Raw genomic sequence first — 25,027 nt, forward strand, 5'->3', positions numbered from 1 at the left:
TGATTGATCTACCATTTGCCAAGCTCCACCACAATCTTGACCGGAAGATAAAGCAATACGATAACAATAAAAATATAGCCTGCAAATACAAGCGGGTTTTCCAGAAAACTATCTCTTAGTGTTTTTTGTTTTCCGGCTTGTTTCAGTCTGGCATATTCTGCACGAATACGTTGGGTGCGTGCTATCTGATAAGCATCCAGCAACTCTTTGGCTTCTGAATAACGTGAGTCATCTTGAAGCCAAAGTGCCGGTAATGAAATGCCCCAGTTGCCGGCGGATGTTTCATAGTACTCAATTTGCTTTTCTGTCAGCAGCGCGCGGATCTCATCTGCTTCATCATCTGGTACCCCTCGTAGTTTAAATAGGAGTTTAGACATTGCTGGAGAAAATAATTTATATTGTAGGGTAGAAGTTACGGTAATGTAGATACAACAAAGCCGCCCATAAGGCGGCTTTGTTGATGAGACCAGGCTTAACGTTTTGAGAATTGCTTGCGTCGGCGAGCTTTGCGGAAGCCAACTTTCTTCCGTTCCACTTCACGTGCATCGCGTGTAACAAGCCCAGCCTTCTTTAGAACTGGCTTAAGGGTTTCATCGTAATCAATAAGTGCGCGCGTAATACCGTGGCGAACAGCGCCAGCCTGACCAGATTCACCGCCACCATGTATGTTGACCATGATATCAAGGTTATTGGTATTGCCGGTCAGTTCAAGGGGTTGCCGCACCACCATGCGTCCTGTTTCTCGTGAGAAATACTCATCTATGGGCTTACGGTTCACGGTAATAATACCTGTTCCAGATTTGATGAAAACTCGTGCGACAGCGCTCTTTCTGCGTCCGGTACCGTAATTATATTGGATTGCCATAAGTGGTTTGGTTGTTATGTATTAATTTCAAGAGATTGTGGTTGTTGAGCGGCGTGGGGATGCGTATTTCCGGCATAAAGTTTCAGTTTTTTAAGCATGGCGTATCCAAGAGGACCCTTGGGGAGCATGCCCTTAACAGCCTTTTGTAGTGGTCTGTCAGGAAAGCGCGCGTGCATCTTGCGGAAAGTGGTTTCGTAAATGCCGCCTGGATAACCGCTATGGCGATAATACTTTTTGTCTTCAGCTTTATTTCCTGTCACTCGCAGCTTGTCAACATTGATCACCACAATGTAATCGCCCGTATCCACATGCGGCGTATAAATCGGTTTATGTTTTCCGCGCAGGCGGTGGGCGATGGCCGCAGCCAATCTGCCCAAAACTTTGTCGGTTGCATCAACCACAAACCATTCGTGATTGACTTCATGTGGCTTGGCAGAAAAGGTCTTCACTACTGATTTTCCTTTGGGTACAAAAATGAAGCGCGATTATCAACCAGCACCATGAAAATGTCAATCTTCTGAAGGAGTCTTGTCAAGCACCCATCAGACAGATCTTAGTCTTTTCAATAAATCGGCAATGTCATCCGGTATGGGTGAATTCCACTGCATCCATTGTCCGGTCTGTGGGTGGTTCAGCTCAAGTTGTTGTGCGTGTAACGCCTGTCTTGGAAATTGCAAAATCGTTTCAGCCAGATGAGCATCGGTTAGGCTGGGAATTTTTCCACCATAGACAGGATCCCCTATTAACGAATGACCAATTGCGCGTAAGTGAACGCGTATTTGGTGCGTACGTCCGGTTTCCAGGCTGCAGCGCAGCAGTGTATATGCTGAGAAATTTTCCAGAATATGGTAGTAAGTTCGTGCAGGCTTGCCGTTTTCGATAACCGTCATCCGTGTCCGCTGTCTGGGGTGTCTGCCAATGGGCGCATCCACTACCCCATCTTTTTTGATATTACCCAGCACAATTGCCAGGTAATCTCTTTTTACAGATCGTTGCTGTAATTGCCTGACTAGGTTGAGCTGTGATTCAATGGTTTTGGCAACAACAAGTAATCCAGATGTTTGCTTATCCAGGCGATGAACAATACCCGCTCGGGGGACGTGGTTGAGTTGCTCTGCATGATTGAGCAGTGCATTAAGCATGGTGCCCTGCCAGTTGCCGTTTCCCGGGTGAACGACGAGCCCGGCAGGCTTGTCGATTACCAGCAGCTGATTGTCCTCGTATACAATATTTAGCGGTATCGCTTCAGGATAATGGCAGTGGTTTGCATCGATCAGGTTGGGGAAAATCCGGATTTTCTCACCCCCCCATATTTTCTGCCGGGTATTGGCAATCATGCCGTCTATACTGACGCGGTCCTGTTTAATCCATTCTTGCAGCCTGCTGCGTGACCATTGTGGTAATAAATGAGCCAGGACCTGATCAAGACGCAGGCCAGCAGTGCTTTCGGGAGCATCCAGATCAAGCGTATCGCTATCCCGTTCAGTTGGCGTGGAAAGTGTTTGCTTTGCGTTATAATTCACGTGGTGAGGTTTGCGTCTGATATGACTCATTATTTGCTTCGGTTTTTGAAATGGGGCTGGAATTTCATTGCTTTTGGCGCGTGGTTGTTCTGAAAAATCCAGGCGACTGTAATCTTCTACTATAAAAGTATTCCTGAAAGTCTGGGTGGTTATCTGGGTTAAAATTGAAGTCATGAAAACGCTGTACGATAAATTATGGGAAAGTCATGTTGTGCATGCAGAGTCAAGTGGTACTGATGCCACGGTTCTGTTGTACATCGACCGGCATTTGGTGCATGAGGTGACAAGTCCGCAGGCATTTGAAAGTTTGAGGATAGCTGGGCGCAGGCCATGGCGAACCGGTTCAATTCTGGCGGTGGCGGATCATAATGTTCCAACAACAGATCGCCGGCACGGTATCAGTGATCCCGTATCGCGCTTACAGGTTGAGACGCTCGATCAGAATTGTGATGAATTTGGCATCACTGAATTCAAGATGGATGATCAGCGCCAGGGAATCGTGCATGTGATTGGGCCGGAGCAAGGTGCTACTTTGCCAGGGATGACTGTGGTTTGTGGAGACTCTCACACTAGCACACATGGGGCATTTGCCTGTCTGGCCTTTGGTATTGGTACTTCGGAGGTTGAGCACGTGCTGGCAACGCAGTGTCTTGTGACCAAGAAATCCAAAGCGATGCAGGTGCTGGTGGAAGGTGTGTTGCCCCCGGGTGTGACTGCTAAAGATATTGCCCTCGCAGTAATTGGCAAAATTGGCACGGCAGGTGGGAATGGATATGCCATTGAATTTGCTGGTAGTGCAATCCGGGCGCTGAGTATGGAAGGACGCATGACGCTGTGTAATATGGCAATTGAGGCTGGAGCGCGCGCAGGTATGGTCGCGGTGGATGATGTGACCATCGATTACCTCGGAGATCGACCTTTTGCACCAAAAAATTTGCTATGGGAGCAGGCAGTAGCTTATTGGCGGACGCTCAGAAGTGATGAAGATGCCTTTTTTGACCAAACGGTAAGATTGGATGCGACCAGGATCAAATCGCAAGTGACGTGGGGGACTTCGCCCGAAATGGTTGTGCCAGTGGATGGTCGTGTTCCTGTTCCATCCGATATTGCAGATGTGGTCAAGCGAAATGCTGTTATTCGTGCGCTTGAATACATGAATCTGCAGCCCAATATGCCCATTACGGAAATCTATCTCGACAAAATTTTTATCGGCTCCTGCACCAACTCGCGTATTGAAGATCTGCGTGCGGCGGCAGCGGTGGTGGCTGGAAAAAAAATCGCTTCCAACATCAAGCTTGCCATGGTTGTGCCGGGATCGGGTCTGGTAAAATCACAAGCCGAGCAGGAAGGGTTAGACAGGGTTTTTCTGGAGGCAGGATTTGAGTGGCGTGATCCAGGCTGCTCGATGTGCCTGGCTATGAACGAAGACCGATTGAGTCCAGGGGAGCGATGCGCTTCTACTTCCAATCGTAATTTTGAAGGCAGGCAGGGTCCAGGTGGAAGAACGCACTTGGTCAGCCCGGTAATGGCAGCGGCAGCGGCTATTGCCGGTCATTTTGTTGATATCAGTTCGTAATTTAATATTCCATTTCGGAGGAGTTTACCCATGAAAAATAACTACTTATTGCTCTCGTTGTTGGTCCTGATGTTATCGCTGTCAGCTTGTAATACCATGCAGGGTTTGGGTAAGGATGTGCAGCGGGGTGGTGAAGTAATTGAGAAAACAGCGCAGTAAACCTAAACCGGTTGTGAATGAATAGATGAAGAAATTCGAGCAGTGTCATGGTCTGGTGGTTCCGCTGGATCGTGCTAATGTTGATACCGACGCCATTATTCCCAAGCAGTTTCTTAAATCAATCAAACGTTCCGGTTTTGGGCAATATTTGTTTGATGAATGGCGGTTTCTTGATCATGGTGAACCGGGGATGACGGTTGCCCAACGCCAGATCAATCCAGATTTTGTGCTCAATCAACCAAGATACCGGGGTGCAGAAATTCTGCTCGCGCGCGATAATTTTGGTTGTGGATCCAGCCGTGAGCATGCGCCATGGGCGTTGCAGGATTATGGATTCAAAGTCATCATCACCCCCAGTTTTGCCGATATTTTTTTCAATAATTGTTTCAAAATCGGCTTATTGCCGATAGTTCTGGATGAGGCGATTGTAGATCGGCTGATCAAGGAAACGGAGGTGACTACTGGCTATCGTTTGCTCGTGGATCTCCATGCGCAGACTGTCTCTACTCCTTCGGGTGAGATTCATCATTTTGAGTTAGATGCTTTTCGCAAGCATTGTCTGTTGAATGGTCTGGATGAGATTGGGCAAACTTTGCAACATACTGAAAAAATCAAAGACTATGAAAAAAAACGGCGGGTGGAGCAGCCCTGGCTATTTTCCTGACAAAAGCGAATCAAAATGAAAATTGCATTACTGGCAGGTGATGGCATTGGACCGGAAATCATTGCGCAGGCTGAGCGAGTGCTGCTCTTTTTTATTGAAGAGGGGCACAAAATCGAGGTTGAACCCGGTTTGCTAGGTGGGTGTGCGGTTGATGTTTTTGGTGAGCCTTTTCCATCTGCAACGCAACAGTTGGCTGTCGATGCTGATGCGCTTTTATTGGGCGCGGTTGGTGGGCCACGTTACGATTTGTTGCCTCGCAACCAACGCCCGGAACAGGGATTGTTGTCTATTCGCAAGACTCTGAATCTATTTGCTAATTTACGACCTGTCATGCTGTTTTCTGAACTGGTGAATGCTTCCACGCTAAAAGCGGAAGTTGTCTCCGGTCTCGATATTCTGATTGTGCGTGAGTTAACGGGCGATATTTATTTTGGACAGCCGCGTGGTATTGAAATCAGGGAAGGTCAGCGTGTTGGTTTCAATACTATGATTTATTCAGAGTCGGAGATTGCGCGGATAGCGCACGTCGCCTTCCAGGCTGCCCGCCGACGTAGTGGCAGGTTATGCTCTGTCGATAAAATGAATGTACTGGAATGTACACAACTATGGCGAGATGTTGTCATTGAAACAGCCAAGACTTATCCGGACGTTACGCTTACGCACATGCTGGTAGATAATGCTGCCATGCAACTGGTGCGGGATCCCGGGCAGTTTGACGTCATAGTGACCGGTAATATTTTTGGCGATATTCTCTCGGATGAGGCATCCATGTTGACCGGTTCGATCGGCATGCTTCCGTCCGCGTCTCTTGATGAGAATGGCAAGGGGTTATATGAACCGATACATGGATCGGCGCCGGATATTGCCGGCAAAAATATTGCCAATCCGTTGGCTACAATTTTGTCTGTAGCGATGATGATGCGTTATTCCTTTGCTGAAAATCAGCTGGCTGCCAGAATAGAACATGCGGTACAGCGGGTATTGGCAGAGGGTTGCCGTACAGCTGACATCTTTGAGCCGGGTAAGCGTAAGGTCGGTACGGTTGAAATGGGTGATGCGGTACTGAGTCATTTGCGAACAGATTGCTAAAGCTGGTAGTTAAAACTTACGTAATCATCCTTTTTAGGTTCTTCAGAAGACCCATGTTGCGAGTATTTCCCACAGGGTTACCTATCAATTAAATTAATCACGATACGGGTTCTAATAATCAAATGAAAAGAGTTGGTTTGGTTGGATGGCGAGGGATGGTTGGCTCCGTATTGATGCAGCGGATGCGGGAAGAAAATGATTTTGATCTGATCGAGCCGATATTTTTTTCGACTTCGCAGGCGGGTGGAGCTGCTCCCGAAATCGGGCGAGCTGCTCCTCCTCTCAGGAGTGCTTTCGATGTCGATGCGCTACGGAAGATGGATATCATCATTTCCTGCCAAGGCGGTGATTATACTAATGATGTTTTTGGAAAGCTGCGTGCTGCCGGCTGGGGTGGTTACTGGATTGATGCGGCTTCTACCCTTAGAATGCAGGAAGATGCCGTCATTGTGCTCGATCCGGTCAATCGTTCCGTCATTGAGAGTGCTTTGCATCGCGGAGTGAAAAATTTTATTGGGGGGAATTGTACAGTCAGTCTGATGCTGATGGCGGTTGGGGGGTTGTTTGAGCATGATCAGGTTGAATGGGCAAGTATCATGACTTATCAGGCTGCTTCAGGTGCGGGTGCGCAAAATATGCGTGAATTGCTGACCCAAATGGGGCAGACTTATCAGGTTGCCAAGGATTTGCTGGAAGATCCAGCATCGAATATTCTGGATATTGATCGCCAGGTTTCACAAAAATTACGTGATCAGAATTTTCCAGCCAAAAACTTTGGCGTGCCGCTGGCTGGCAGCTTGATTCCATGGATTGATCGTGAAGTTGCGCATGGACAAAGCCGCGAAGAATGGAAAGGCCAGGCTGAAACCAACAAGATACTTGATCATGCTGCCAGTCCGATTCCGGTTGATGGTATTTGTGTACGGGTAGGCGCCATGCGCTGCCATTCGCAGGCGTTAACAATTAAACTCAAGCAGGATATTCCACTGGATGAGATTGATGACATGATTGCGACAGCTAATGACTGGGTGCGAATCATTCCCAATGAGCGAGAAATTACGACTAAAGAACTCACCCCGGTTGCTGTAAACGGTAAGCTGGACATTCATGTCGGCCGTATTCGTAAATTAAATATGGGTGGAGAGTATCTATCGGCCTTTACAGTAGGGGATCAGTTGTTATGGGGTGCGGCAGAACCATTGCGTCGCATGATGCGGATGATTATCAATGAATAAGTGCAATGATATTTTTACAGAAAATTTTTAAATGGAACCGATAAATTAAGCTGATTTAAACAATTAATTCTAATTCCATGTGGCATATTTCGGTGTTAGTATCAAAAAATTATTTTGAGAAATATCAGGGGTATATGTGTGAAAAAAATTAAATCCATGCGGAAGGTAATATTTCGTCCCCGCTTGCTACTCAATGTGTCGCTATTGATTTGTCTGTTCATGATGCCATGGATGGTGTTGGCTGCGGGCCTGGGTAAACTGACCGTGGGCTCTTATCTAGGGCAACCATTTAAAGCTGAAGTGGAGCTGGTTGCGGTTAAGGAGAGTGACATTCCGGCCTTGGCAGCGAAACTGGCGTCTCCGGAGGCATTCCGACAAGCTGGGCTGAAATATCTTGATTATCATGCTGGTCTATCGATAACGGTAGCACGGCGAGTTGATGGCCGCCCCTACTTGCAGATACTTTCTTCGCAAAGTGTGAATGAGCCCTTCATTAACTTGCTGATTGAGTTGAATTCATCGGCTGGTCGTTTACTACGGGAATATACTGTTTTGCTGGATCCGGCAGAAATGCCACTCACACCACAAGCCCCTGTTGCACAAAATGATGCGGTTAAAGTGGTAACCGAAAAATCTGAGGGAGTATCTGTCAAAGAGGCGCCAAGCGCCAAGCCGACAGCATCAAGTGTGGCGTCACCCTCTGCTCGTGACTGGAGTGAAACCAATTATGGTCCTGTAGTGCCAGGTGACAACCTGACCCGGATTGCACGGCAAATCACACCGGATGGTGTTGATCTTAACCAGATGTTGGTTGCGCTATACCGTGCCAATCGGGATGCTTTTATTGAAAAAAACATGAATTTGCTCCGAGTGGGAGCAATTCTTCGTATTCCTGCGCAGCAGGAAATTGCTTCAATTTCACCCAAAGAAGCAGTGCGTGAAGTTAGGACGCAGACAGTCGATTGGCATGCTTATCGGCAAAGAGTGGCTGATATGGCCAGCGGGCTTACCAGTGTGCAATCACAGCAGTCAGCATCGGGAAAAATTACATCAGTTACCGATGAGAGCGATCTGGCAGAAGGTGCTGTATCCCAGGAGGTATTGCGACTTTCTAAAGGAGAGTTACTCCAAGACAAACAGCCAGCCAATGCTGAAGCTACTAAAGACTCAACTCAGCAGTATCAGCAAATGATGGAAGAAGACGCCATCGCTGAAGGACGCGCGTTGCGAGAGGCAAATGAACGCGTTTCTCAGCTGGAACAGAATGTTAATCGGTTGCAGCGCTTAATGCAGCTTAAGGATGAAGGAATCGAGTCGACACCGCTCGAACAACTTTCTAAGCCAGTATTGCCGTCGGTTGATTCAGTTGGTGCAGAAGCACCATCAGTACCTGTAGTTGAATTGACTGATCAGGATCTGGCAAGGAACTCAGTTATGCCGGAATTTACAATTCCGGCTCAATCAGTAACAGACCCGTTGTCTATGGCTATTTTGGAGCCCGGTCTTGCTGAGACGGATGAGTTCGCCTGGTTGGATGAACTCATTAATTTTGTAGTTGAAAATATTATGCTGGTTGGTGGTGGGCTGGCGGCTTTGCTGGCTACCTGGCTTGGTGTTTCTATGTTTCGCCGTCGCCAGGAACAAGCGGAGATGGAAGCATACAATGACATTGACGACTATGAAGTGATTGGACTTGGAAGTGATTCGGAAGCCGTTGCTAAGCATAAAGAAGAGGCTGCTGATCCGTCTGGTTTTTATCGGGATGCAGAAAAGGGTGAGTCTGAAGGAGTGACTCCCAACCCGGCATTCTTCTTTGGTAAGAAGCTGGATGAGAATCCGTTTACAGAAGAAGTGGTTACAGACCAATCTTCTCAGATCAATCAGGACGATTCGACCGAAATATCGAGAATGTTTCAGGATGACATTAAAATTAATATTAATTCTGATGACAGAGAAGAGGAGGATAAGCAACTTGCTGACATTATGGTTGAGGACACACTCGATAAGTGGCGATTCCCAAATAACGAAACTCATGAAGCTGAGAATGCCGAAAAAAATATCTTTAAGGAGGATACCTTGGTTGATGAGGTTGTGACTCCTGGAGAAGATAACCAGATTGATTTTGAATCGGGTTATTCAGACTATACGGAAAAATCTGAGAATAAACTGACCGGCCTCGGCGAGAAATTCGCTCATATTGATCTTAATCTTGGCGATGCATCCGCAGCATTACCGGCAGTCGACGATGTGGTGGAAACAGAAAACGATCACTGGCAGGAAGTGGCAACTAAAATTGATCTGGCGAAAGCTTATCTTGAAATGGAAGACTGGGATGGTGCACGGGAAATTCTTCAGGAAGTTCTGCAGGAAGGTGATGTTGAACAACAAACGACGGCTCGAACCATGTTGTCTGAGATTGGTGGTTAACCTGTTGAACCGGATAGATAATTTGCTAAGATGCGATCTAGCTGGGGCTCGGATTGTTATTTTAGGTGGCTTTCCAATTGATTAGTGTTGCGTTCTTCAAGGGTTTCCGTAAATAAACAGTTTTCATGAAGACTAAGTCCGAAAAAAGAATGTATTGTACGTATTGTGTAGATACAACGATATTTTGGGGTTGCCTTTAGTCGAGTCTTCTTATTCCGTAATCGCTATTTGGAATTAACCGCTGGCAATCATTTCTCTTCCTCATGAAAATTGCTCTAGTACTGGAGTACGATGGACAGGGCTACTGTGGCTGGCAGAAACAACCCACGCATCCATCCATTCAGTCTGAACTGGAAAATGCGTTATCACTCATTGCTTGTCAGCCAATTTTTACGGTGGCCGCAGGGCGTACCGATACGGGTGTGCACGCCTTATATCAGGTTGTCCATTTTGAAACCAGCGCCATGCGTCCAATGACCGCCTGGGTTAGGGGGGTGAATGCACTGGTATCACCCTCACTCTCGGTGCTGTGGGCTGGCGAGGTTTGTCGCGATTTTCATGCCCGCTACAGTGCAAATGGGCGTACTTACGTTTACCGCTTATTGAATCGCCCCGTTCGTCCGGCAGTTCTGCATGGAAAAATTGGTTGGGTTCACGATCCTCTCGATCTGGATTTAATGCGGGCTGCATCGAGATGGTTGGTTGGGGAGCATGATTTCAGTGCATTTCGTTCTGCCGAGTGTCAGGCAAGAAGTGCGGTACGTCAGCTATATAAGCTCGAGATTACGCAGCAAGGACCACTCCTGATTTTTGAGCTTTACGCCAATGCGTTTTTGCAGCACATGGTTCGCAATATTGTTGGCAGCCTCATTTATATTGGCAAGGGCCGATATCCTGTCGAGTGGATACGCATGATTCTGGATAAACGTGATCGTGCTTTGGCGGCTCCAACTTTTTCGCCGGACGGCTTATATCTGGCGGGAGTGCATTATCCTGATATGTGGCGCTTACCCTCAATAGAGACACTGCACACGGGCATATCGTAATATTTGGCAAAAGAATAAGGAAGGTTCTCCCTATGAATGCTCGCATAAAAATATGTGGCATCACTCGTCTGGAAGATGCGCTGGCAGCTGTGGCGTCTGGAGCAGATGCGATTGGTTTCGTTCTATGGGAGCAGAGTGCGCGTTTTATTGCTCCCGTTGATATCAGAAAAATTGTCGAATCTTTACCGCCTTTTGTGCATGCTGTGGGTGTGTATGTCAATCCAGAAAGGGCGTGGGTGGAGGAAAGTATAACGACTGCAAATTTAAGTCTGTTGCAGTTTCATGGCGATGAATCCCCCGAATTCTGCAGTCAATTCCATTTGCCTTATATCAAGGCGTTTCGTGTCAGGGAAGGGTTGGATTTGCTACAATGCGCACGGCGATATGCGAATGCGCGTGGACTGCTGCTGGATGCTTATCGGGCAGGTATGCCGGGCGGTACAGGCCAGGTATTCGATTGGAAACTGATTCCTGCTGCGTTATCCGTGCCTTGGGTGCTGTCGGGTGGGTTGCACCCGGAAAATATTATTGAGGCAATTCGGCAGACGCGCCCGCCGGCTGTGGATGTGTCCAGCGGAGTTGAACTGGCACCCGGTATTAAGGATATCAATAAAATTGCTGCATTTATGCAAGGAGTCAGAGCTTGTGAAAATTTATGATCTACCTGATAAACATGGTCATTTTGGCCCTTACGGTGGTACGTTCGTAGCAGAGACGCTGATTACGGCACTGAACGAGCTATGCGAGCATTATGAGTTTTGTCGTAATGATCCAGTATTTCAAGCGGAATTTTCTCAAGAACTTAAACATTACGTAGGACGTCCTAGTCCGGTATATCATGCGAAGCGCTGGTCAGATTACTTGGGTGGCGCACAAATCCTGCTAAAACGTGAGGATCTCAATCATACTGGTGCGCATAAAATTAATAATACGGTTGGTCAGGCACTTCTTGCGAGGCGTATGGGTAAAACACGCGTTATAGCAGAAACGGGTGCTGGTCAACATGGTGTAGCAAGTGCTACGGTGGCTGCGCGTTACGGCATGGAGTGCGTGGTTTACATGGGTGCGGAAGATATTAAACGACAGGCAACCAATGTTTACCGCATGAAATTGCTGGGTGCAACGGTCATACCTGTGGAGTCAGGCTCGCGCACGCTTAAGGATGCTCTCAATGAGGCCATGCGCGACTGGGTAACCAATGTCGAAAATACCTACTATATTATCGGTACCGTAGCCGGGCCACATCCCTATCCAATGATGGTCAGAGATTTTCAGGCTGTTATCGGTCAGGAAGCCAAAATACAAATGCAGCAGGATTATGATCGTCAGCCGGATATCCTGATAGCCTGTGTTGGTGGGGGATCAAATGCAATCGGACTTTTTTATCCATTCGTTGATGACGATAGCGTGCGTATGATTGGCGTCGAGGCGGCAGGTAAAGGTATTAGTACGCACCAGCATGCCGCTACACTGGTTACTGGCAGGCCGGGTGTGCTGCATGGTAACCGTACCTATCTGATTCAGGATGAGAATGGTCAGATAGTAGAGACTCATTCCATCTCTGCCGGGTTGGATTATCCAGGCGTTGGGCCTGAGCATTCCTGGCTCAAGGATTGTGGACGCGCCGAATATGTCGCGGTAACAGATGAGGAGGCATTGTCGGCTTTTCATGCTCTTTGCCGTTTTGAGGGCATTATCCCCGCGCTTGAATCGAGTCATGCGCTGGCTTACGCTGCCAAGCTGGCTCCCACGCTGGATAAAGATAAATTGTTGCTGATCAATCTTTCAGGACGGGGTGATAAAGATATGGCAACTGTTGCGGAGCAATCGGGAATTGAGCTCTGATCACGTGGTGATTATTAACTTGTCTGCTGTCTAATTTATTTCACCAGAGAATGGAATGAACCGAATCGCATCAACTTTCGCAGCATTAGCGCAACAAAAGAGAAAAGCCTTGATTTCTTTTATCACAGCTGGTGATCCTGATCCTGCTGCTACGGTGGCGCTGATGCATCAGCTGGCACAGTCTGGTGTGGATATTATCGAATTAGGTGTGCCGTTCTCGGATCCAATGGCGGATGGCCCGACTATTCAACGTTCTTCAGAGCGGGCATTAAAGCATCATGTTGGCTTGAAAGATGTGATTGCCATGGTGGCTGAGTTTCGCCAGCAGAACCAAACGGTACCGGTGGTGTTAATGGGTTACGCTAACCCTGTTGAAGCGATGGGATATGCGGTGTTTGCTAATACTGCCAGTCATGCAGGAGTTGATGGGGTTCTGGTTGTCGATTATCCACCGGAAGAGTGTGCCGAGTGGGTGCGGCAATTAAAAAAAATGAGTATTGATCCGATTTTTTTATTGTCCCCCACGACACCGGAGTCGCGCCTAGAGCAGGTTGCCCAGTTAGCCAGTGGCTATGTTTACTATGTTTCATTAAAAGGTGTGACGGGTGCGTCACACCTCAATTTGGATAGTGTCAGAAATAAACTTGGCCAACTTCGGTCGTATATTAGTCTTCCAATTGGAGTGGGTTTTGGTATTCGGGATGAGGCAACTGCTCACGCGGTTGCCCAATTCGCTGATGCAGTGGTGGTTGGTAGTCGCATTGTCGAAGAAATCGAACAGGCTTCCCGCGATGACCTGCTGACAGTTGTTGGCAATCTGGTTGTCTCCTTGCGCTGCGCCATTGATCGCGCGAATATTGATGATGTTGTCACGGAAAAATAAGTCATGAGCTGGTTCCACAGTATTATTCCACCCAAAATAAAACGTAAGGAAAACGGCGAGAGAAAGGCTGTGCCACAAGGCTTGTGGAGCAAGTGCGCAGTTTGTGAAGCAGTGCTTTACTATACAGATCTGGTTAAAAATCTTAACGTTTGCCCGAAATGCGGGCATCACAATCGTATTGCTGCACGTGAACGGCTCGAGTTATTGCTGGATCCAGCTGATCGCAAGGAAATTGGGGCAGATGTAATTCCGCTGGATCCGCTCAAATTCAAGGATGGTAAACGCTACACCGAGAGGTTGACGCAAGCAAGTGAATCTACTAATGAAACGGATGCTTTGGTCACGATGCAAGGTAGCATTCTATCGGTGCCGGTCGTAACAGCTGCATTTGAATTTGGTTTCATGGGTGGATCCATGGGATCAGTAGTGGGCGAGCGTTTTGTTCGCGCCGTTGAGGTCTCGCTGAATCAGCATTCGCCTTTTATCTGCTTTAGTGCAAGCGGCGGTGCGCGGATGCAGGAGGGGCTATTTTCACTGATGCAAATGGCTAAAACCAGCGCAGCACTGGGAAAATTGACAAAAAATAAATTGCCTTTCATATCAGTGCTGACTGATCCCACAATGGGAGGCGTGTCAGCAAGTTTTGCTTTTATTGGTGATGTGGTGATTGCAGAACCAGGTGCCTTGATTGGATTTGCCGGGCCGCGCGTGATTGAACAAACCGTCAGGCAAACGTTACCCAAAGGATTTCAGCGGGCCGAATTCTTACTTGAGCACGGTGCAATTGACTTGATTGTGGATCGTCGTGAAATGCGAGAACGATTGGCCAATTTATGTAATTTGCTGCTGCGTACACCTGCGCTACGAAAATAGCGATAACCAGATGCTTCGTTTTGTAATAACGCTATCCATTCCTGGATGTGTCTGTCGATAATTCAATCGGTTATGGCGCCAAATAACCTTGTTTTTGCTGCGACTATCGTTGAATCATGGCAGCTAGATCGCTAGAAGACTGGCTGATTTACCTGGAGCAACTTCACCCCAAGATGATTGATATGGGATTGGGACGAGTGCAGCAGGTCAGACTGGCTGTCGGTCTTAATCCTCAATTTCCAGTCATCACGGTAGGAGGGACAAATGGAAAGGGTTCGGTCTGCGCTATGCTTGAGGCAATTCTGAGTGAAGCTGGCTATTGCGTTGGCTGTTATACGTCACCACACCTGCTGCGTTATAACGAGCGGATACGCATTCACCGCCATGAAGTCTCCGATGACGCAATATGTTCCGCATTTTCTGCAATAGAATCAACGCGACAGATATGCCAAACTTCACTGACTTATTTCGAAGTCGGTACGCTTGCTGCCATGTGGCTTTTTGTACGGCAACCAGTAGAAGTTGCAATCCTGGAAGTGGGATTAGGAGGGCGTCTGGATGCGGTTAACGTGTTTGATCCAGACTGCGCTGTGCTGACCAGTATTGATCTGGATCACCAGGATTACCTCGGCAACACTCGTGAGGCGATTGGTTTGGAGAAAACCGGAGTATTTCGTGAGCATAAACCGGCCGTGTGTGCCGAACCGGAAATCCCGCCCCTTGTTCGTCAACATATGGAGGCGATGGGAGCGGAGCTTTTTCTGTTGAACAAGCATTTTAGCTATCAGTCGGAAGAGACATGCTGGCATTATCAAAGTCGTCAACGCCATGATCGTAATTTGCCGTTTCCCGCTCTGACCGGCGCTTGCCAGTTACAAAATGCCAGCGCCGTATTGGCAGCGCTGGAAGCAATCGAGATGAAACTCCCGGTCGCCCAGGACTGCGTTCGCCGGGGCCTGGAAAGAGTCAGTCTGTCAGGGAGATATCAGCGGATTGCCATCAATCCATCGGTTATACTGGACGTGGCACATAATCCTGGAGCAGCGCGACAGCTTGCTGTTAATCTGAATGCCACGGTAATCGATGGCCTCACCATTGCAGTTGTGGCCATGCTGAAAGACAAAGATATCGTTAATACGATACGTGAATTGGCCAGTTCAGTGGATCGCTGGGTAGTCGCTGGGCTGGAAGTATCACGCGGTGCCTCAGCCAGTGAAATCCGGACTGGGCTTCAACAAGCGGGCATTGAGCATCATCGTCTAATCGGTGTCTTCCCCGATGTTTCGCTTGCCTATGCTTATGCCTGTGACTATGCCGATGAAAATGATAGAATATGCGTGTTCGGGTCGTTCCACACGGTTGGTGTTGTGCTGGGAGCATTTGGGGCTGTCAACCGTTGAAAAAGCGTAAATCAATATGAACAGAAATATTAGTGAAGAAGAAAATCTGCTGCGGAAGCGAGCAAGGAGACGCTTGGTCGGCGCGATAACACTTGTTATTCTGGCAGTGGTTTTTTTGCCGATGATTCTTGATGATGAACCCAAACCGGAACAACAGGAAATCGATATTCTGATTCCACCCGAAAATTTGGTGGATGAGTCTTATCCGTGGATAACCCCGGAAAATCATGTGGCTTCAGATGATCATAAGCCTGATCTGCCGCAGGAGGGGCTGCCGTTACCTTTCAGTGATGAAATATCCGCTATGACTGCTGATAACGTGCCTGATTCCGTGAGTACGGATGGTCGGATTCCGGTTCCTGTCAGAAAACCTGCGCGCATACTCACGGTTACACAGTCATCACCTGAGAAAAAAACTACTCCAGAGAGCGTTAGCTCGGTTAAGAATTCCGAGGGTGCGTATGTCATTCAGCTGGGTGCGTTCTCCGATCCATCCAAAGCAGGTCTGCAAAAACAGAATTTAATAGCCGGCGGAGTGAATGCCTATACGGAGACGATCAATATTGGCGGCAATGAAATGACACGTGTACGTATTGGCCCGTTTGCCACTCGTGAACTGGCAGAAATTGAGCATGACCGGCTAAAACAACTCGGCTTGAGCGGCGTTGTTACTAGTAAATAAATGACTGTTTTTGATTATTTTGTTATTGGGGTCGTCTCGATCTCTGCGCTGCTAAGTATCACTCGCGGTCTGGTTAAAGAGATTGTCTCGTTGCTGGCGTGGATTATTGCTTTTTTTGCGGCCAGTCGTTATGCCGCTGAGGTTGAACCTTTATTATCTGGTTTAATTGAGGATAACTCGCTGCGTATGCTGGTAGCCTATGCACTCACTTTTTTCATGGTTCTGGTTATAGTGATGCTGTTATCGATGTTATTGTCCACTTTGACCAGAAGTGTTGGGTTGGGCCTGGTAGATCGGATGTTGGGGGCAATATTTGGTTTGGCGCGTGGTGTAATCATTGTGATTGCTTTAGTGTTGGCCGCTGGATTGACACCGTTGCCACAATTACCTGTCTGGCAACAGGCTGTACTGAGTAAGCCACTTGAAATTCTGGCAACTGACATCATTCCATGGCTACCGACAAGTTTCAGAGAGCTGATTGATTTCGAAAAGAAGTAAAATGTAACGATGACGGAATCTTGCAATTGGCACGGCCGTCAGTAAATGGTGGCACAATTTTCTACTGAACGACTTTTTCCGGTGAGCGCGTTATGTGTGGGATTCTAGGTGTGGTGGCGCGGACACCCGCTAATCAACTGCTGTACGATGGCCTGTTGATGCTGCAGCATCGTGGCCAGGATGCTGCGGGAATAGTTACCGCCCAGGGAAACACGTTTCATATGCACAAAGGGCTTGGTATGGTGCGTGATGTGTTTCGTACTCGTAATATGCGTGCCTTGGACGGAAATATGGGTATCGGACATGTTCGTTATCCAACTGCCGGGTCATCCAACTCGCCCGCTGAGGCTCAGCCATTCTATGTCAACTCCCCGTTTGGCATTGTACTGGCCCATAACGGTAATTTGACCAACGCCGATGCGCTCAACCAGGAACTGTTTCTGGCTGATCGTCGTCATGTCAACACCAATTCCGATTCCGAAGTATTGCTAAATGTATTGGCACACGAACTGCAGGAACGGGTGACGGGTTATCAGCTTGACCCTGCTGAAATCTTTTCGGCTGTATTCGGTGTGCATGAGCGTTGCCAGGGTGCCTACGCCGTCATTACCATGATTGCCGGCTATGGCCTGTTGGCGTTTCGTGATCCTCATGGTATCCGTCCGCTGGTATTCGGTTCGATTGAAACCGGGAATGGTACAGAATACATGGTGGCATCAGAGAGCGTGGCACTAGATACACTTGGGTTTCGTCTGATCCGGGATGTTGCTCCTGGAGAGGCTATTTTTATTGATGTCGATGGTCGTTTTTACAGCCAGCATTACCTTGGTCCGGCTAGTTTGAATCCGTGCATATTTGAATACGTTTATCTGGCGCGCCCGGACTCCATGATGAATGGAATCTCGATTTATGAAACACGGTTGAACATGGGTATCAACCTGGCGGACAAGATCAGTACAGCTATGCGTCATCAGGATATCGATGTGGTGATTCCAATTCCTGAATCCAGCCGCCCGAGCGCAATGCAGCTGGCCAACCGGCTTGGGATCGAATTTCGTGAGGGGTTTGTCAAGAATCGCTATGTTGGTCGTACATTTATTATGCCGGGACAGCAGCAGCGCAGAAAATCAGTACGCCAGAAACTGAATGCGATTGAAATTGAGTTTCGTGGTAAAAATGTGTTGCTGGTGGATGATTCCATCGTGCGCGGTACGACCAGTCGTGAGATTGTACAGATGGCACGCGAAGCAGGCGCAAATAAGATTTTCTTTGCCTCTGCCGCACCACCGGTGCGGTACCCGAATGTTTACGGAATCGATATGCCCACCCGCCAGGAACTGATCGCGACTGGTCTTACTGATGAAGAAATCTGTCACAAGATCGGTGCAGATTTTCTGGTTTTCCAGGATTTGGATGCGCTTAAGCAGGCCATAACCCGCGCAGATTTGTCGGTAAAAAGCTTCGAGACATCCTGTTTTGATGGTCATTACATAACAGGTAATGTTACCCCGGATTATCTTTCCAGAATTGAATCCAAGCGCCAGAATGTGGGTTCAGCTCAGGCCGTACATGCGACTCAGCTGGATCTTGGTCTTGTACTGTCCGATTGATTTGTAGGAAGCTAAAATGACTAAAGAACTGGAGCTGGAGACACTGGCCATCCATGCTGGAATTGAGCGCAGTCAATTCAATGAACATTCTGAGGCACTCTATCTGACCTCCAGTTTCGTTTTTGATAGTGCCGCACAGGCGGCAGCACGTTTTTCTGGAGATGAGCCGGGCAACATCTATTCCCGGTTCACCAATCCAACAGTTTCGATGATGCAGACGCGCCTTGCTGCGCTGGAAGGTGCTGAAGCCTGTATTGCAACCGCATCGGGTATGTCGGCTATTTTGTCGTGTGTCATGGGCCTGCTGTCTGCAGGAGATCACGTTGTTGCCTCACGCAGTATTTTTGGCTCGACCGTCAATCTTTTCTCTAATATTATCAGTCGTTTTAATATCGAAACCACCTTTGTTTCAGCGACTGATCCAACTGAATGGCAACAAGCCATCAAATCCAATACCCGCTTGTTTTTTCTGGAAACACCTTCCAATCCGTTAACAGAAATTTCCGATATTGCAATATTGGCAGACATTGCTCGCAAACACAGGGTATGGCTAGTGGTTGATAACTGTTTCTGTACGCCTGCATTACAACAGCCACTCAAGCTGGGAGCAGATATCGTCATTCATTCTGCGACCAAATATCTGGATGGTCAGGGTAGGGTGCTGGGTGGCGCCGTATTAGGTAATAAAGATCTGCTGATGGATGGGGGAGTATTCGCCTTTTTGCGTACGGCGGGGCCGACATTGAGCGCATTCAACGCCTGGGTCATCCTGAAAGGATTGGAAACCCTGAATTTAAGAATGCAGGCTCATTCTGCGCATGCGCTTGAAATTGCGCAGTGGCTCGAAACTCATCCGAATGTTGCACGGGTTTACTATCCGGGGCTATCCTCGCATCCGCAGCATACGCTCGCGATGCAGCAGCAGAAAACGGGTGGTGGAATCGTTTCGTTTGAAATTACGGGTGGCAGAAGTAGAGCATGGCAAGTTATCGATTCTGTTCAGCTATTGTCGATTACCGCGAATCTGGGAGACACCAAAAGCACGCTTACTCACCCTGCTTCCACAACACATGGGCGCATCAGCCAGCAGGCGCGGGATGCAGCCGGCATCACCGAAGGACTGTTGCGTATTGCGGTAGGGCTGGAGTCACCTGAGGATATCAAGGCAGATTTGTCACGCGGCCTATGAAAACGATGCTCCGTAAATGAAGCATGATTATCTACAAAAAATACTGACTGCTTCTGTCTATGATGTCGCAGTAGAAACCCCACTCGAGGAGGTTTCACTACTTTCCTCGCGCATGCATAACCGGATTTATCTCAAGCGAGAAGACCTGCAGCAGGTCTTCTCCTTCAAGCTGCGAGGCGCCTACAACAAAATGGCCAAACTCACACCCGAGCTGCTGCAGCATGGCGTGATTGCAGCTTCTGCTGGGAATCACGCCCAGGGTGTGGCGCTGGCGTCGCAAAAACTTGGTTGTCCGGCCACGATTGTAATGCCGACTACTACTCCGCAGATCAAGGTTAACGCCGTGATGGCACGTGGTGCAACTGTGCTGCTGCATGGGGATTCCTACAATGATGCTTACGAATACGCATTACAACTGGCGGAAAGGGAAGGTACTACCTTCGTGCATCCCTACGATGATCCTGACGTCATCGCTGGTCAGGGAACCATTGGTATGGAAATTCTGCGTCAACATCCAGACAAAATACATGCTATTTTTGTCCCGATCGGTGGTGGGGGATTGATTGCCGGTATCGCTGTCTATATCAAACAACTTCACCCACTAACAAAAATAATTGGTGTAGAGCCAATCGATTCCGATGCCATGTTTCAGTCATTACAAGCTGGACGACGTGTTACTCTCTCGCAGGTTGGGTTATTTGCTGATGGCGTAGCGGTTCGTCAGGTTGGGGAAGAAACCTTCCGCTTATGTCAGGAGTGGGTGGATGAAATTATCCTGGTCGATTCTGATGCTATCTGCGCGGCAACTAAGGATATTTTCGAGGATACGCGCGTCATTCTTGAACCATCTGGTGCGCTGTCGGTTGCCGGGCTCAAGGCTTATGTCGAGCGCGAGCATCTGCAGCATGAAACTCTGGTGGCGATTGCCTCTGGGGCCAATATGAATTTTGATCGCTTACGTCATATTTCCGAGCGTGCGGAATTGGGTGAGCAGCGTGAAGCGATCCTGGCAGTCACCATTCCGGAAAAACCAGGTAGTTTCAAGAATTTCTGTAACTTGCTGGGGATGTTAAGCATTACCGAATTCAACTATCGCTATGCCGATACCAGCGAAGCGCACGTATTTGTCGGTGTGTCGGTCAGGAACAAAGGAGAAGCGCTGGATCTGATTCAGCGCCTGCAGGCAAATGCTCTGCAGACGGAAGATATGACCACCAATGAAATGGCTAAGCTGCATGTGCGTCATATGGTTGGTGGGCGTTCGTATCAGGTAAAAAACGAAATTCTTTACCGCTTTGAATTTCCGGATCGTCCTGGTGCACTGATAAATTTTCTGAACCAGATGAGCAGTCACTGGAACATCAGCCTGTTCCATTATCGTAATCATGGCGCAGATTTTGGGCGTGTACTGGTCGGCATGCAAGTGCCGCCTGATGAAAAAAATGAGTTTGGTGTTTTTCTCGACAAACTTGGCTATCGTCATTGGGATGAAAGTGACAACCCGGCATATAAGCTTTTTTTGTCTTGAATTCTTGGCTAAGCTCCATAAATTTAGGCTGTTCACGTATTAACACCTTGCGAGCATTGTTAATACTGTTCCGTGTTCGGTTTTTGGTAACATCCCTCTTCCCTTCTTAATACTTATTAAAAATATTTTATGAATTTAGATAGAGTCAGTTCCGGTAACAATCTTCCCGATGAAATTAATGTCATTATCGAAATACCTGCCTTAAGTGATCCCGTTAAATACGAAGTTGATAAAGAAACGGGCGCGATGTTTGTTGATCGTTTCATGAGTTCAGCGATGCACTATCCCTGTAATTATGGTTATGTGCCGCATACCTTGTCGAAGGATGGTGATCCGGTGGATGTGCTGGTAGTGACGCCCGTACCGTTGATTGTTGGTTCAGTTGTTCAATGCCGACCAATTGGGGTGCTGAAAATGACAGACGAATCGGGTGACGATGCGAAGATACTTGCGGTTCCAATCAACCGGTTGTGCAAGGCCTACCAGAAAGTGCAGTTGCTGGATGATATGCCTCCTTTATTACTGGAGCAGATCGCACACTTCTTTGAGCATTACAAGGATCTGGATGAAGGGAAATGGGTTCGTGTACAGGACTGGGGCGGGCTTGAAGATGCTAAACAGGAAATTCTGTCGAGTATTGCTATGTACAAGGAAGCACCCGTCAAGCCTAATTTCTGATTTAATATTGAGCAAAAACAAGACGCCTGCTGGATAAAATTACCCAGCAGGCGTTGCCGATTTAGTTGATCACATTGACAGTTTTTTGGGTGGTGTTGCCTTCCGCATCACTGGCCTCTACCGTGATGATGAACCATGTACCACGTGGGGCATCATCCCAGCTTCTCCAGCGATAGCCTACTGTATTGCCGGAGTGGGAAGCAACGAGGTTGCCGTTGATAGACAACGTCATTTTTTCCGTGGTCTCACTGGCTTTGGCGATTACCGTCTGGTTACGTTTCACTTTCATGCCGTCAGTAAGATTGAACTCTGTAATTTCAGGTAATGCCGGGTCGGTAACGGGATCATCTGATTTATCAGAATTTTTTACAGTGACAATGACCGGTGCAGAGTTTCCTTGATTACCAGCTGCATCGAACGCATGGGCGGTTATAGTGTGTTCTCCCTCTTGCAGTTGGGTGGTATCAAGCATAAAGGCAAAAGGTGCATTGATATCACTAATGGTCGACTGTCCATTGACGCGCAACTCTACTCGCACCACCCCTTTGTTGTCAGAATAATTCACATCCACTGGAACACTGCCTGATATTTGCCCACCTGTCGGGGATGCAATACTGATCTCGGGTGATATGTTATCTACACTAATTTTTTCATAAGCGGCTTCCACAGCGCGCGCAGCATCGATACGTCCATGACCATAATATTGATCAAATCCGGGTTCGCCTAAATCAATCGCCGTTGTCTTGAGTAGTTCATCGACATCTGCAGGCGTGAGATCTGGATTAGCCGATAACATCAACGCGACAGTGGCGGCAGTAATCGGGCTGGAAAAGGAGGTGCCGGAAACATAACTATAGCCACCACCATTGGTTGTCGTGTAAATACTGACGCCTGGTGCGGCGATATCGACCAGCGGTCCATAAGTCGACCAACTGGCGCGGGCATCATTGCTGCCAGTGGCAGAGGCGACAATCAGGGCATCAGTAGGAGGAGAGTTTAGCAGTGCACCGGTATTGCCAGCCGACATGACGACAACCCCACCCTTGCTGCGCATATAATTGGCAGCATTGTGAATCGTTGTGCTGTCTGCGCCACCGTAGCTGAGATTAGCCACTTGCGCACCGTTATCTGCCGCCCAGCGAATTGCCTGTGCCATAGTGCTGATGTAGGCCATGCCGTCAGGACGAGCAATGCGAATCGGCATGATACGCGCATTCCACGCTACTCCGGCGCTGCCCTGGCCATTGTTGGCGGCTGCAGCCGCAGCACCAGCTACTTTGGTGCCATGGCCGTAAATATCCGAACTGTCTGCATTGTTGTCGTACATGTTCCAGCCAGGAACCATGTTGACTGCGAGATCAGGGTGGCTGCTATCTACTCCGGTATCGAGAATCGCGATGGTGATGCCATCACCGGATGTAATATCCCATGCAGCAGGTGCGCCTATCTTGGGTAGCGCCCAACTATTTCCCAGGGAGGGATCGGTGACGATTTGTTCTGGTTCGATCAGTCTGTCAAGTTCGACAAACTTAAAACGCTTGTCTTTGCGGAGCTTGTTCATGAATTTGACTTCATCCACGCCATCCGGCAGTTCATAAATATGGGCATTGAGTTTTGCCAGTTTGCGTCGGGACTTGATACCATCCACCTTATCGAGGGATTGTGCAGTCACACCCGCGCGTGGAGTGACCAGCAAGCGACCCTTGGCCCATTTGCCGGAATCGGGGGATGACTTTGAAATAACGGGCTGCTTGCCGTTTGCTTCTTTGGTTACTTTGGCAGTACTTGCACCAGGAAACGCAACTAATAAACCCAGAAATAGCAAATGAATGGTAATACGGTGTTTGGGAAACAAAAAAGATTGCATGATGCTTGGCTCCTGTAGTTGAAAAAATGCCGACTAAAGGTTTGCAAGCACGCTTGAGTGGAAAGCATGAAATGCGAACTTCGGCAACCCCGCTTTCTTGAGCATTTGTCAAGATCGGAAGCTTTGCGCCCCTACCTCACGATAGGTTAGCCTTTATCGGTAAGAGTTACTGACGGCGGTAGACTGGTAAACTTAAGATATTCTTTTTGAGACGTGACAAATACTTTTCTGTGAAACGACTTGTTAGTATTCGACAAATAACATATTGAGATGAAATAACCTAATGACGAACAACGAAAAATACCGTATCGAAGTCAAGGTCAAAACCACTTATCTACCGGATCAATCAGATGCTGAGGCAGAGCACTTCGTCTTTGCCTACACAATCACTATTGTTAATATTGGTAGTGTGGCGTCACAGCTCATCAGTCGCCACTGGATCATCACGGATGGGGATGGCAGCGTGCACGAGGTGAGGGGACTGGGGGTGGTGGGAGAACAACCTCTACTGAAATCTGGAGAGTGTTTTGAGTACACCAGTGGAACTGCAATTCTTACACCAGTGGGTTTCATGAAGGGTAGCTACCAGATGGTGGCTGAGGATGGCTTCTGTTTTTCCGTGGAGATACCCGAGTTTATTCTGAGTGTGCCGAGGGTGCTGCATTGACTGATGGAGCGAATCTAAGCGGTAAGCTCTATCTGATTCCCACTCCGCTGGGTAAGGATGAGATCACGTCGGTTCTTCCAGCCGATGTGCAGCGGCGATTGTCTACCATCAGGCACTTTGTGGTAGAGCATCCAAAAACTGCTCGTTATTTTCTCAAACAGATTAATGGGTTGCCACCACTGGCATCTCTTGAACTCGCAGAACTCAACGAGCACACGGCAGCAAAAATGCTCCCGGATTTACTCTTGCCGCTGCTGAATGGGTGGGATGTTGGATTGCTGTCAGAAGCTGGTTGTCCAGCGATTGCTGATCCGGGTGCGGCACTGGTGCGGCTCGCGCATCAACAGAACATCCAAGTAGTGCCACTTGTTGGGCCATCGGCCATTCTTCTGGCATTGATGGCTTCTGGCCTGAACGGACAACACTTTTGCTTCCACGGGTATTTGCCGGTTCCGCAGGATGAACGTGATCAGAAAATCCTGCAAATTGAGAAGCGTTCCCGGCAGGAAAATGAAACGCAGATATTTATCGAAACGCCATACCGCAATCTGCGTTTACTGGAAGCGCTGCTATGTTGCTGTAACGCGCAGACACAACTGTGTCTGGCATGTAACCTGACGCTGACAAACGAATATGTTTCCACTCGGACAGTGGGTGAGTGGCGTCAGAATAGCTTGCCAGTCATCCACAAGCAACCGGCTGTCTTTTTATTGCAGGGATAAG

The 25,027-nt window shown here is 48.2% G+C and carries 25 protein-coding genes and 1 riboswitch; of the genes, 20 read left to right on the forward strand and 5 right to left on the reverse strand.

Translation table 11 applies throughout. From position 1 onward, the window contains the following. Nucleotides 1–8: 8 nt before the first annotated feature. The 4 genes from IPG31_12905 to rluD form a co-directional block, all read right to left on the reverse strand. Nucleotides 9–377, reverse strand: coding sequence for a hypothetical protein (locus IPG31_12905; protein ID MBK6619199.1), 369 nt, complete (start codon nucleotides 375–377; stop codon nucleotides 9–11). A 95-nt stretch (nucleotides 378–472) separates the two neighbouring features. After that, on the reverse strand, nucleotides 473–865 hold the full coding sequence (gene rpsI / locus IPG31_12910) for a 30S ribosomal protein S9 (GenBank protein MBK6619200.1): 393 nt from the start codon (nucleotides 863–865) through the stop codon (nucleotides 473–475). A gap of 14 nt (nucleotides 866–879) precedes the next feature. Next, entirely contained in the window at nucleotides 880–1,314 is a 435-nt protein-coding gene (gene rplM / locus IPG31_12915) for a 50S ribosomal protein L13 (protein ID MBK6619201.1), read from the reverse strand. Between the two features lie 93 nt (nucleotides 1,315–1,407). Next, the gene (gene rluD, locus IPG31_12920; protein MBK6619202.1) at nucleotides 1,408–2,418 is read right to left on the reverse strand and encodes a 23S rRNA pseudouridine(1911/1915/1917) synthase RluD; all 1,011 of its coding nucleotides are present in this window, start codon (nucleotides 2,416–2,418) and stop codon (nucleotides 1,408–1,410) included. Nucleotides 2,419–2,560: 142 nt separating this feature from the next. Here rluD and leuC point away from each other — a divergent pair, with 142 nt between their 5' ends. The 18 genes from leuC (at nucleotide 2,561) to ppa (ending at nucleotide 21,770) form a co-directional block, all read left to right on the forward strand. After that, complete coding sequence (gene leuC, locus IPG31_12925) at nucleotides 2,561–3,964, forward strand: 3-isopropylmalate dehydratase large subunit (protein ID MBK6619203.1); 1,404 nt, start codon at nucleotides 2,561–2,563, stop codon at nucleotides 3,962–3,964. Between the two features lie 30 nt (nucleotides 3,965–3,994). Next, nucleotides 3,995–4,123 carry an entericidin A/B family lipoprotein gene (locus IPG31_12930; GenBank protein ID MBK6619204.1) on the forward strand — a complete coding sequence of 43 codons (129 nt, stop codon included), beginning with the start codon at nucleotides 3,995–3,997 and terminating at the stop codon, nucleotides 4,121–4,123. A 25-nt stretch (nucleotides 4,124–4,148) separates the two neighbouring features. Further along, the gene (gene leuD / locus IPG31_12935) at nucleotides 4,149–4,787 is read left to right on the forward strand and encodes a 3-isopropylmalate dehydratase small subunit (GenBank protein MBK6619205.1); all 639 of its coding nucleotides are present in this window, start codon (nucleotides 4,149–4,151) and stop codon (nucleotides 4,785–4,787) included. A 15-nt stretch (nucleotides 4,788–4,802) separates the two neighbouring features. After that, entirely contained in the window at nucleotides 4,803–5,876 is a 1,074-nt protein-coding gene (leuB, locus tag IPG31_12940) for a 3-isopropylmalate dehydrogenase (protein MBK6619206.1), read from the forward strand. Between the two features lie 122 nt (nucleotides 5,877–5,998). Further along, nucleotides 5,999–7,111 (forward strand): aspartate-semialdehyde dehydrogenase, encoded by a 1,113-nt coding sequence (asd, locus tag IPG31_12945; protein ID MBK6619207.1) that lies wholly within the window; start codon nucleotides 5,999–6,001, stop codon nucleotides 7,109–7,111. An 855-nt stretch (nucleotides 7,112–7,966) separates the two neighbouring features. Then, entirely contained in the window at nucleotides 7,967–9,538 is a 1,572-nt protein-coding gene (locus IPG31_12950; protein ID MBK6619208.1) for a hypothetical protein, read from the forward strand. Nucleotides 9,539–9,801: 263 nt separating this feature from the next. After that, the gene (truA, locus tag IPG31_12955) at nucleotides 9,802–10,584 is read left to right on the forward strand and encodes a tRNA pseudouridine(38-40) synthase TruA (GenBank protein MBK6619209.1); all 783 of its coding nucleotides are present in this window, start codon (nucleotides 9,802–9,804) and stop codon (nucleotides 10,582–10,584) included. Nucleotides 10,585–10,616: 32 nt separating this feature from the next. Then, entirely contained in the window at nucleotides 10,617–11,243 is a 627-nt protein-coding gene (locus IPG31_12960; GenBank protein MBK6619210.1) for a phosphoribosylanthranilate isomerase, read from the forward strand. Then, the gene (gene trpB, locus IPG31_12965) at nucleotides 11,230–12,429 is read left to right on the forward strand and encodes a tryptophan synthase subunit beta (protein MBK6619211.1); all 1,200 of its coding nucleotides are present in this window, start codon (nucleotides 11,230–11,232) and stop codon (nucleotides 12,427–12,429) included. Before IPG31_12960 ends, trpB begins: the two co-directional genes overlap by 14 nt. 55 nt (nucleotides 12,430–12,484) lie before the next feature. Then, nucleotides 12,485–13,312: a tryptophan synthase subunit alpha gene (locus IPG31_12970; protein ID MBK6619212.1), complete on the forward strand. Its 828-nt coding sequence runs from the start codon at nucleotides 12,485–12,487 to the stop codon at nucleotides 13,310–13,312. A gap of 3 nt (nucleotides 13,313–13,315) precedes the next feature. Then, on the forward strand, nucleotides 13,316–14,185 hold the full coding sequence (locus IPG31_12975; protein MBK6619213.1) for an acetyl-CoA carboxylase carboxyltransferase subunit beta: 870 nt from the start codon (nucleotides 13,316–13,318) through the stop codon (nucleotides 14,183–14,185). Between the two features lie 116 nt (nucleotides 14,186–14,301). Then, nucleotides 14,302–15,585: a bifunctional tetrahydrofolate synthase/dihydrofolate synthase gene (gene folC / locus IPG31_12980; GenBank protein MBK6619214.1), complete on the forward strand. Its 1,284-nt coding sequence runs from the start codon at nucleotides 14,302–14,304 to the stop codon at nucleotides 15,583–15,585. Nucleotides 15,586–15,601: 16 nt separating this feature from the next. Further along, nucleotides 15,602–16,267, forward strand: a complete 666-nt coding sequence (locus tag IPG31_12985; protein ID MBK6619215.1) for an SPOR domain-containing protein — start codon at nucleotides 15,602–15,604, stop codon at nucleotides 16,265–16,267. Next, a complete protein-coding gene (locus IPG31_12990; GenBank protein ID MBK6619216.1) occupies nucleotides 16,268–16,765 on the forward strand; it encodes a CvpA family protein in 498 nt (165 codons plus the stop codon). Nucleotides 16,766–16,857: 92 nt separating this feature from the next. Beyond that, the gene (purF, locus tag IPG31_12995; GenBank protein ID MBK6619217.1) at nucleotides 16,858–18,375 is read left to right on the forward strand and encodes an amidophosphoribosyltransferase; all 1,518 of its coding nucleotides are present in this window, start codon (nucleotides 16,858–16,860) and stop codon (nucleotides 18,373–18,375) included. A 16-nt stretch (nucleotides 18,376–18,391) separates the two neighbouring features. Continuing rightward, on the forward strand, nucleotides 18,392–19,564 hold the full coding sequence (locus IPG31_13000; GenBank protein ID MBK6619218.1) for an O-succinylhomoserine sulfhydrylase: 1,173 nt from the start codon (nucleotides 18,392–18,394) through the stop codon (nucleotides 19,562–19,564). Nucleotides 19,565–19,580: 16 nt separating this feature from the next. Beyond that, nucleotides 19,581–21,092, forward strand: a complete 1,512-nt coding sequence (gene ilvA / locus IPG31_13005; protein MBK6619219.1) for a threonine ammonia-lyase, biosynthetic — start codon at nucleotides 19,581–19,583, stop codon at nucleotides 21,090–21,092. 129 nt (nucleotides 21,093–21,221) lie between these two features. After that, a complete protein-coding gene (gene ppa, locus IPG31_13010) occupies nucleotides 21,222–21,770 on the forward strand; it encodes an inorganic diphosphatase (protein MBK6619220.1) in 549 nt (182 codons plus the stop codon). 61 nt (nucleotides 21,771–21,831) lie between these two features. On the opposite strand, the gene IPG31_13015 is transcribed toward ppa, so the two are convergent. Further along, a complete protein-coding gene (locus tag IPG31_13015; GenBank protein MBK6619221.1) occupies nucleotides 21,832–23,637 on the reverse strand; it encodes a S8 family serine peptidase in 1,806 nt (601 codons plus the stop codon). A gap of 79 nt (nucleotides 23,638–23,716) precedes the next feature. Next, nucleotides 23,717–23,799: riboswitch (cyclic di-GMP riboswitch) on the reverse strand. A 121-nt stretch (nucleotides 23,800–23,920) separates the two neighbouring features. Between IPG31_13015 and apaG the strand changes: the two genes are divergently transcribed. Both apaG and IPG31_13025 read left to right on the forward strand, forming a co-directional pair. Next, nucleotides 23,921–24,304, forward strand: coding sequence for a Co2+/Mg2+ efflux protein ApaG (gene apaG / locus IPG31_13020; GenBank protein ID MBK6619222.1), 384 nt, complete (start codon nucleotides 23,921–23,923; stop codon nucleotides 24,302–24,304). Continuing rightward, complete coding sequence (locus IPG31_13025) at nucleotides 24,301–25,026, forward strand: SAM-dependent methyltransferase (GenBank protein MBK6619223.1); 726 nt, start codon at nucleotides 24,301–24,303, stop codon at nucleotides 25,024–25,026. Before apaG ends, IPG31_13025 begins: the two co-directional genes overlap by 4 nt. Nucleotide 25,027: the final 1 nt, after the last annotated feature.

Origin of the sequence: Nitrosomonas sp., from assembly GCA_016703745.1 — a bacterium.
GTDB lineage: Bacteria > Pseudomonadota > Gammaproteobacteria > Burkholderiales > Nitrosomonadaceae > Nitrosomonas.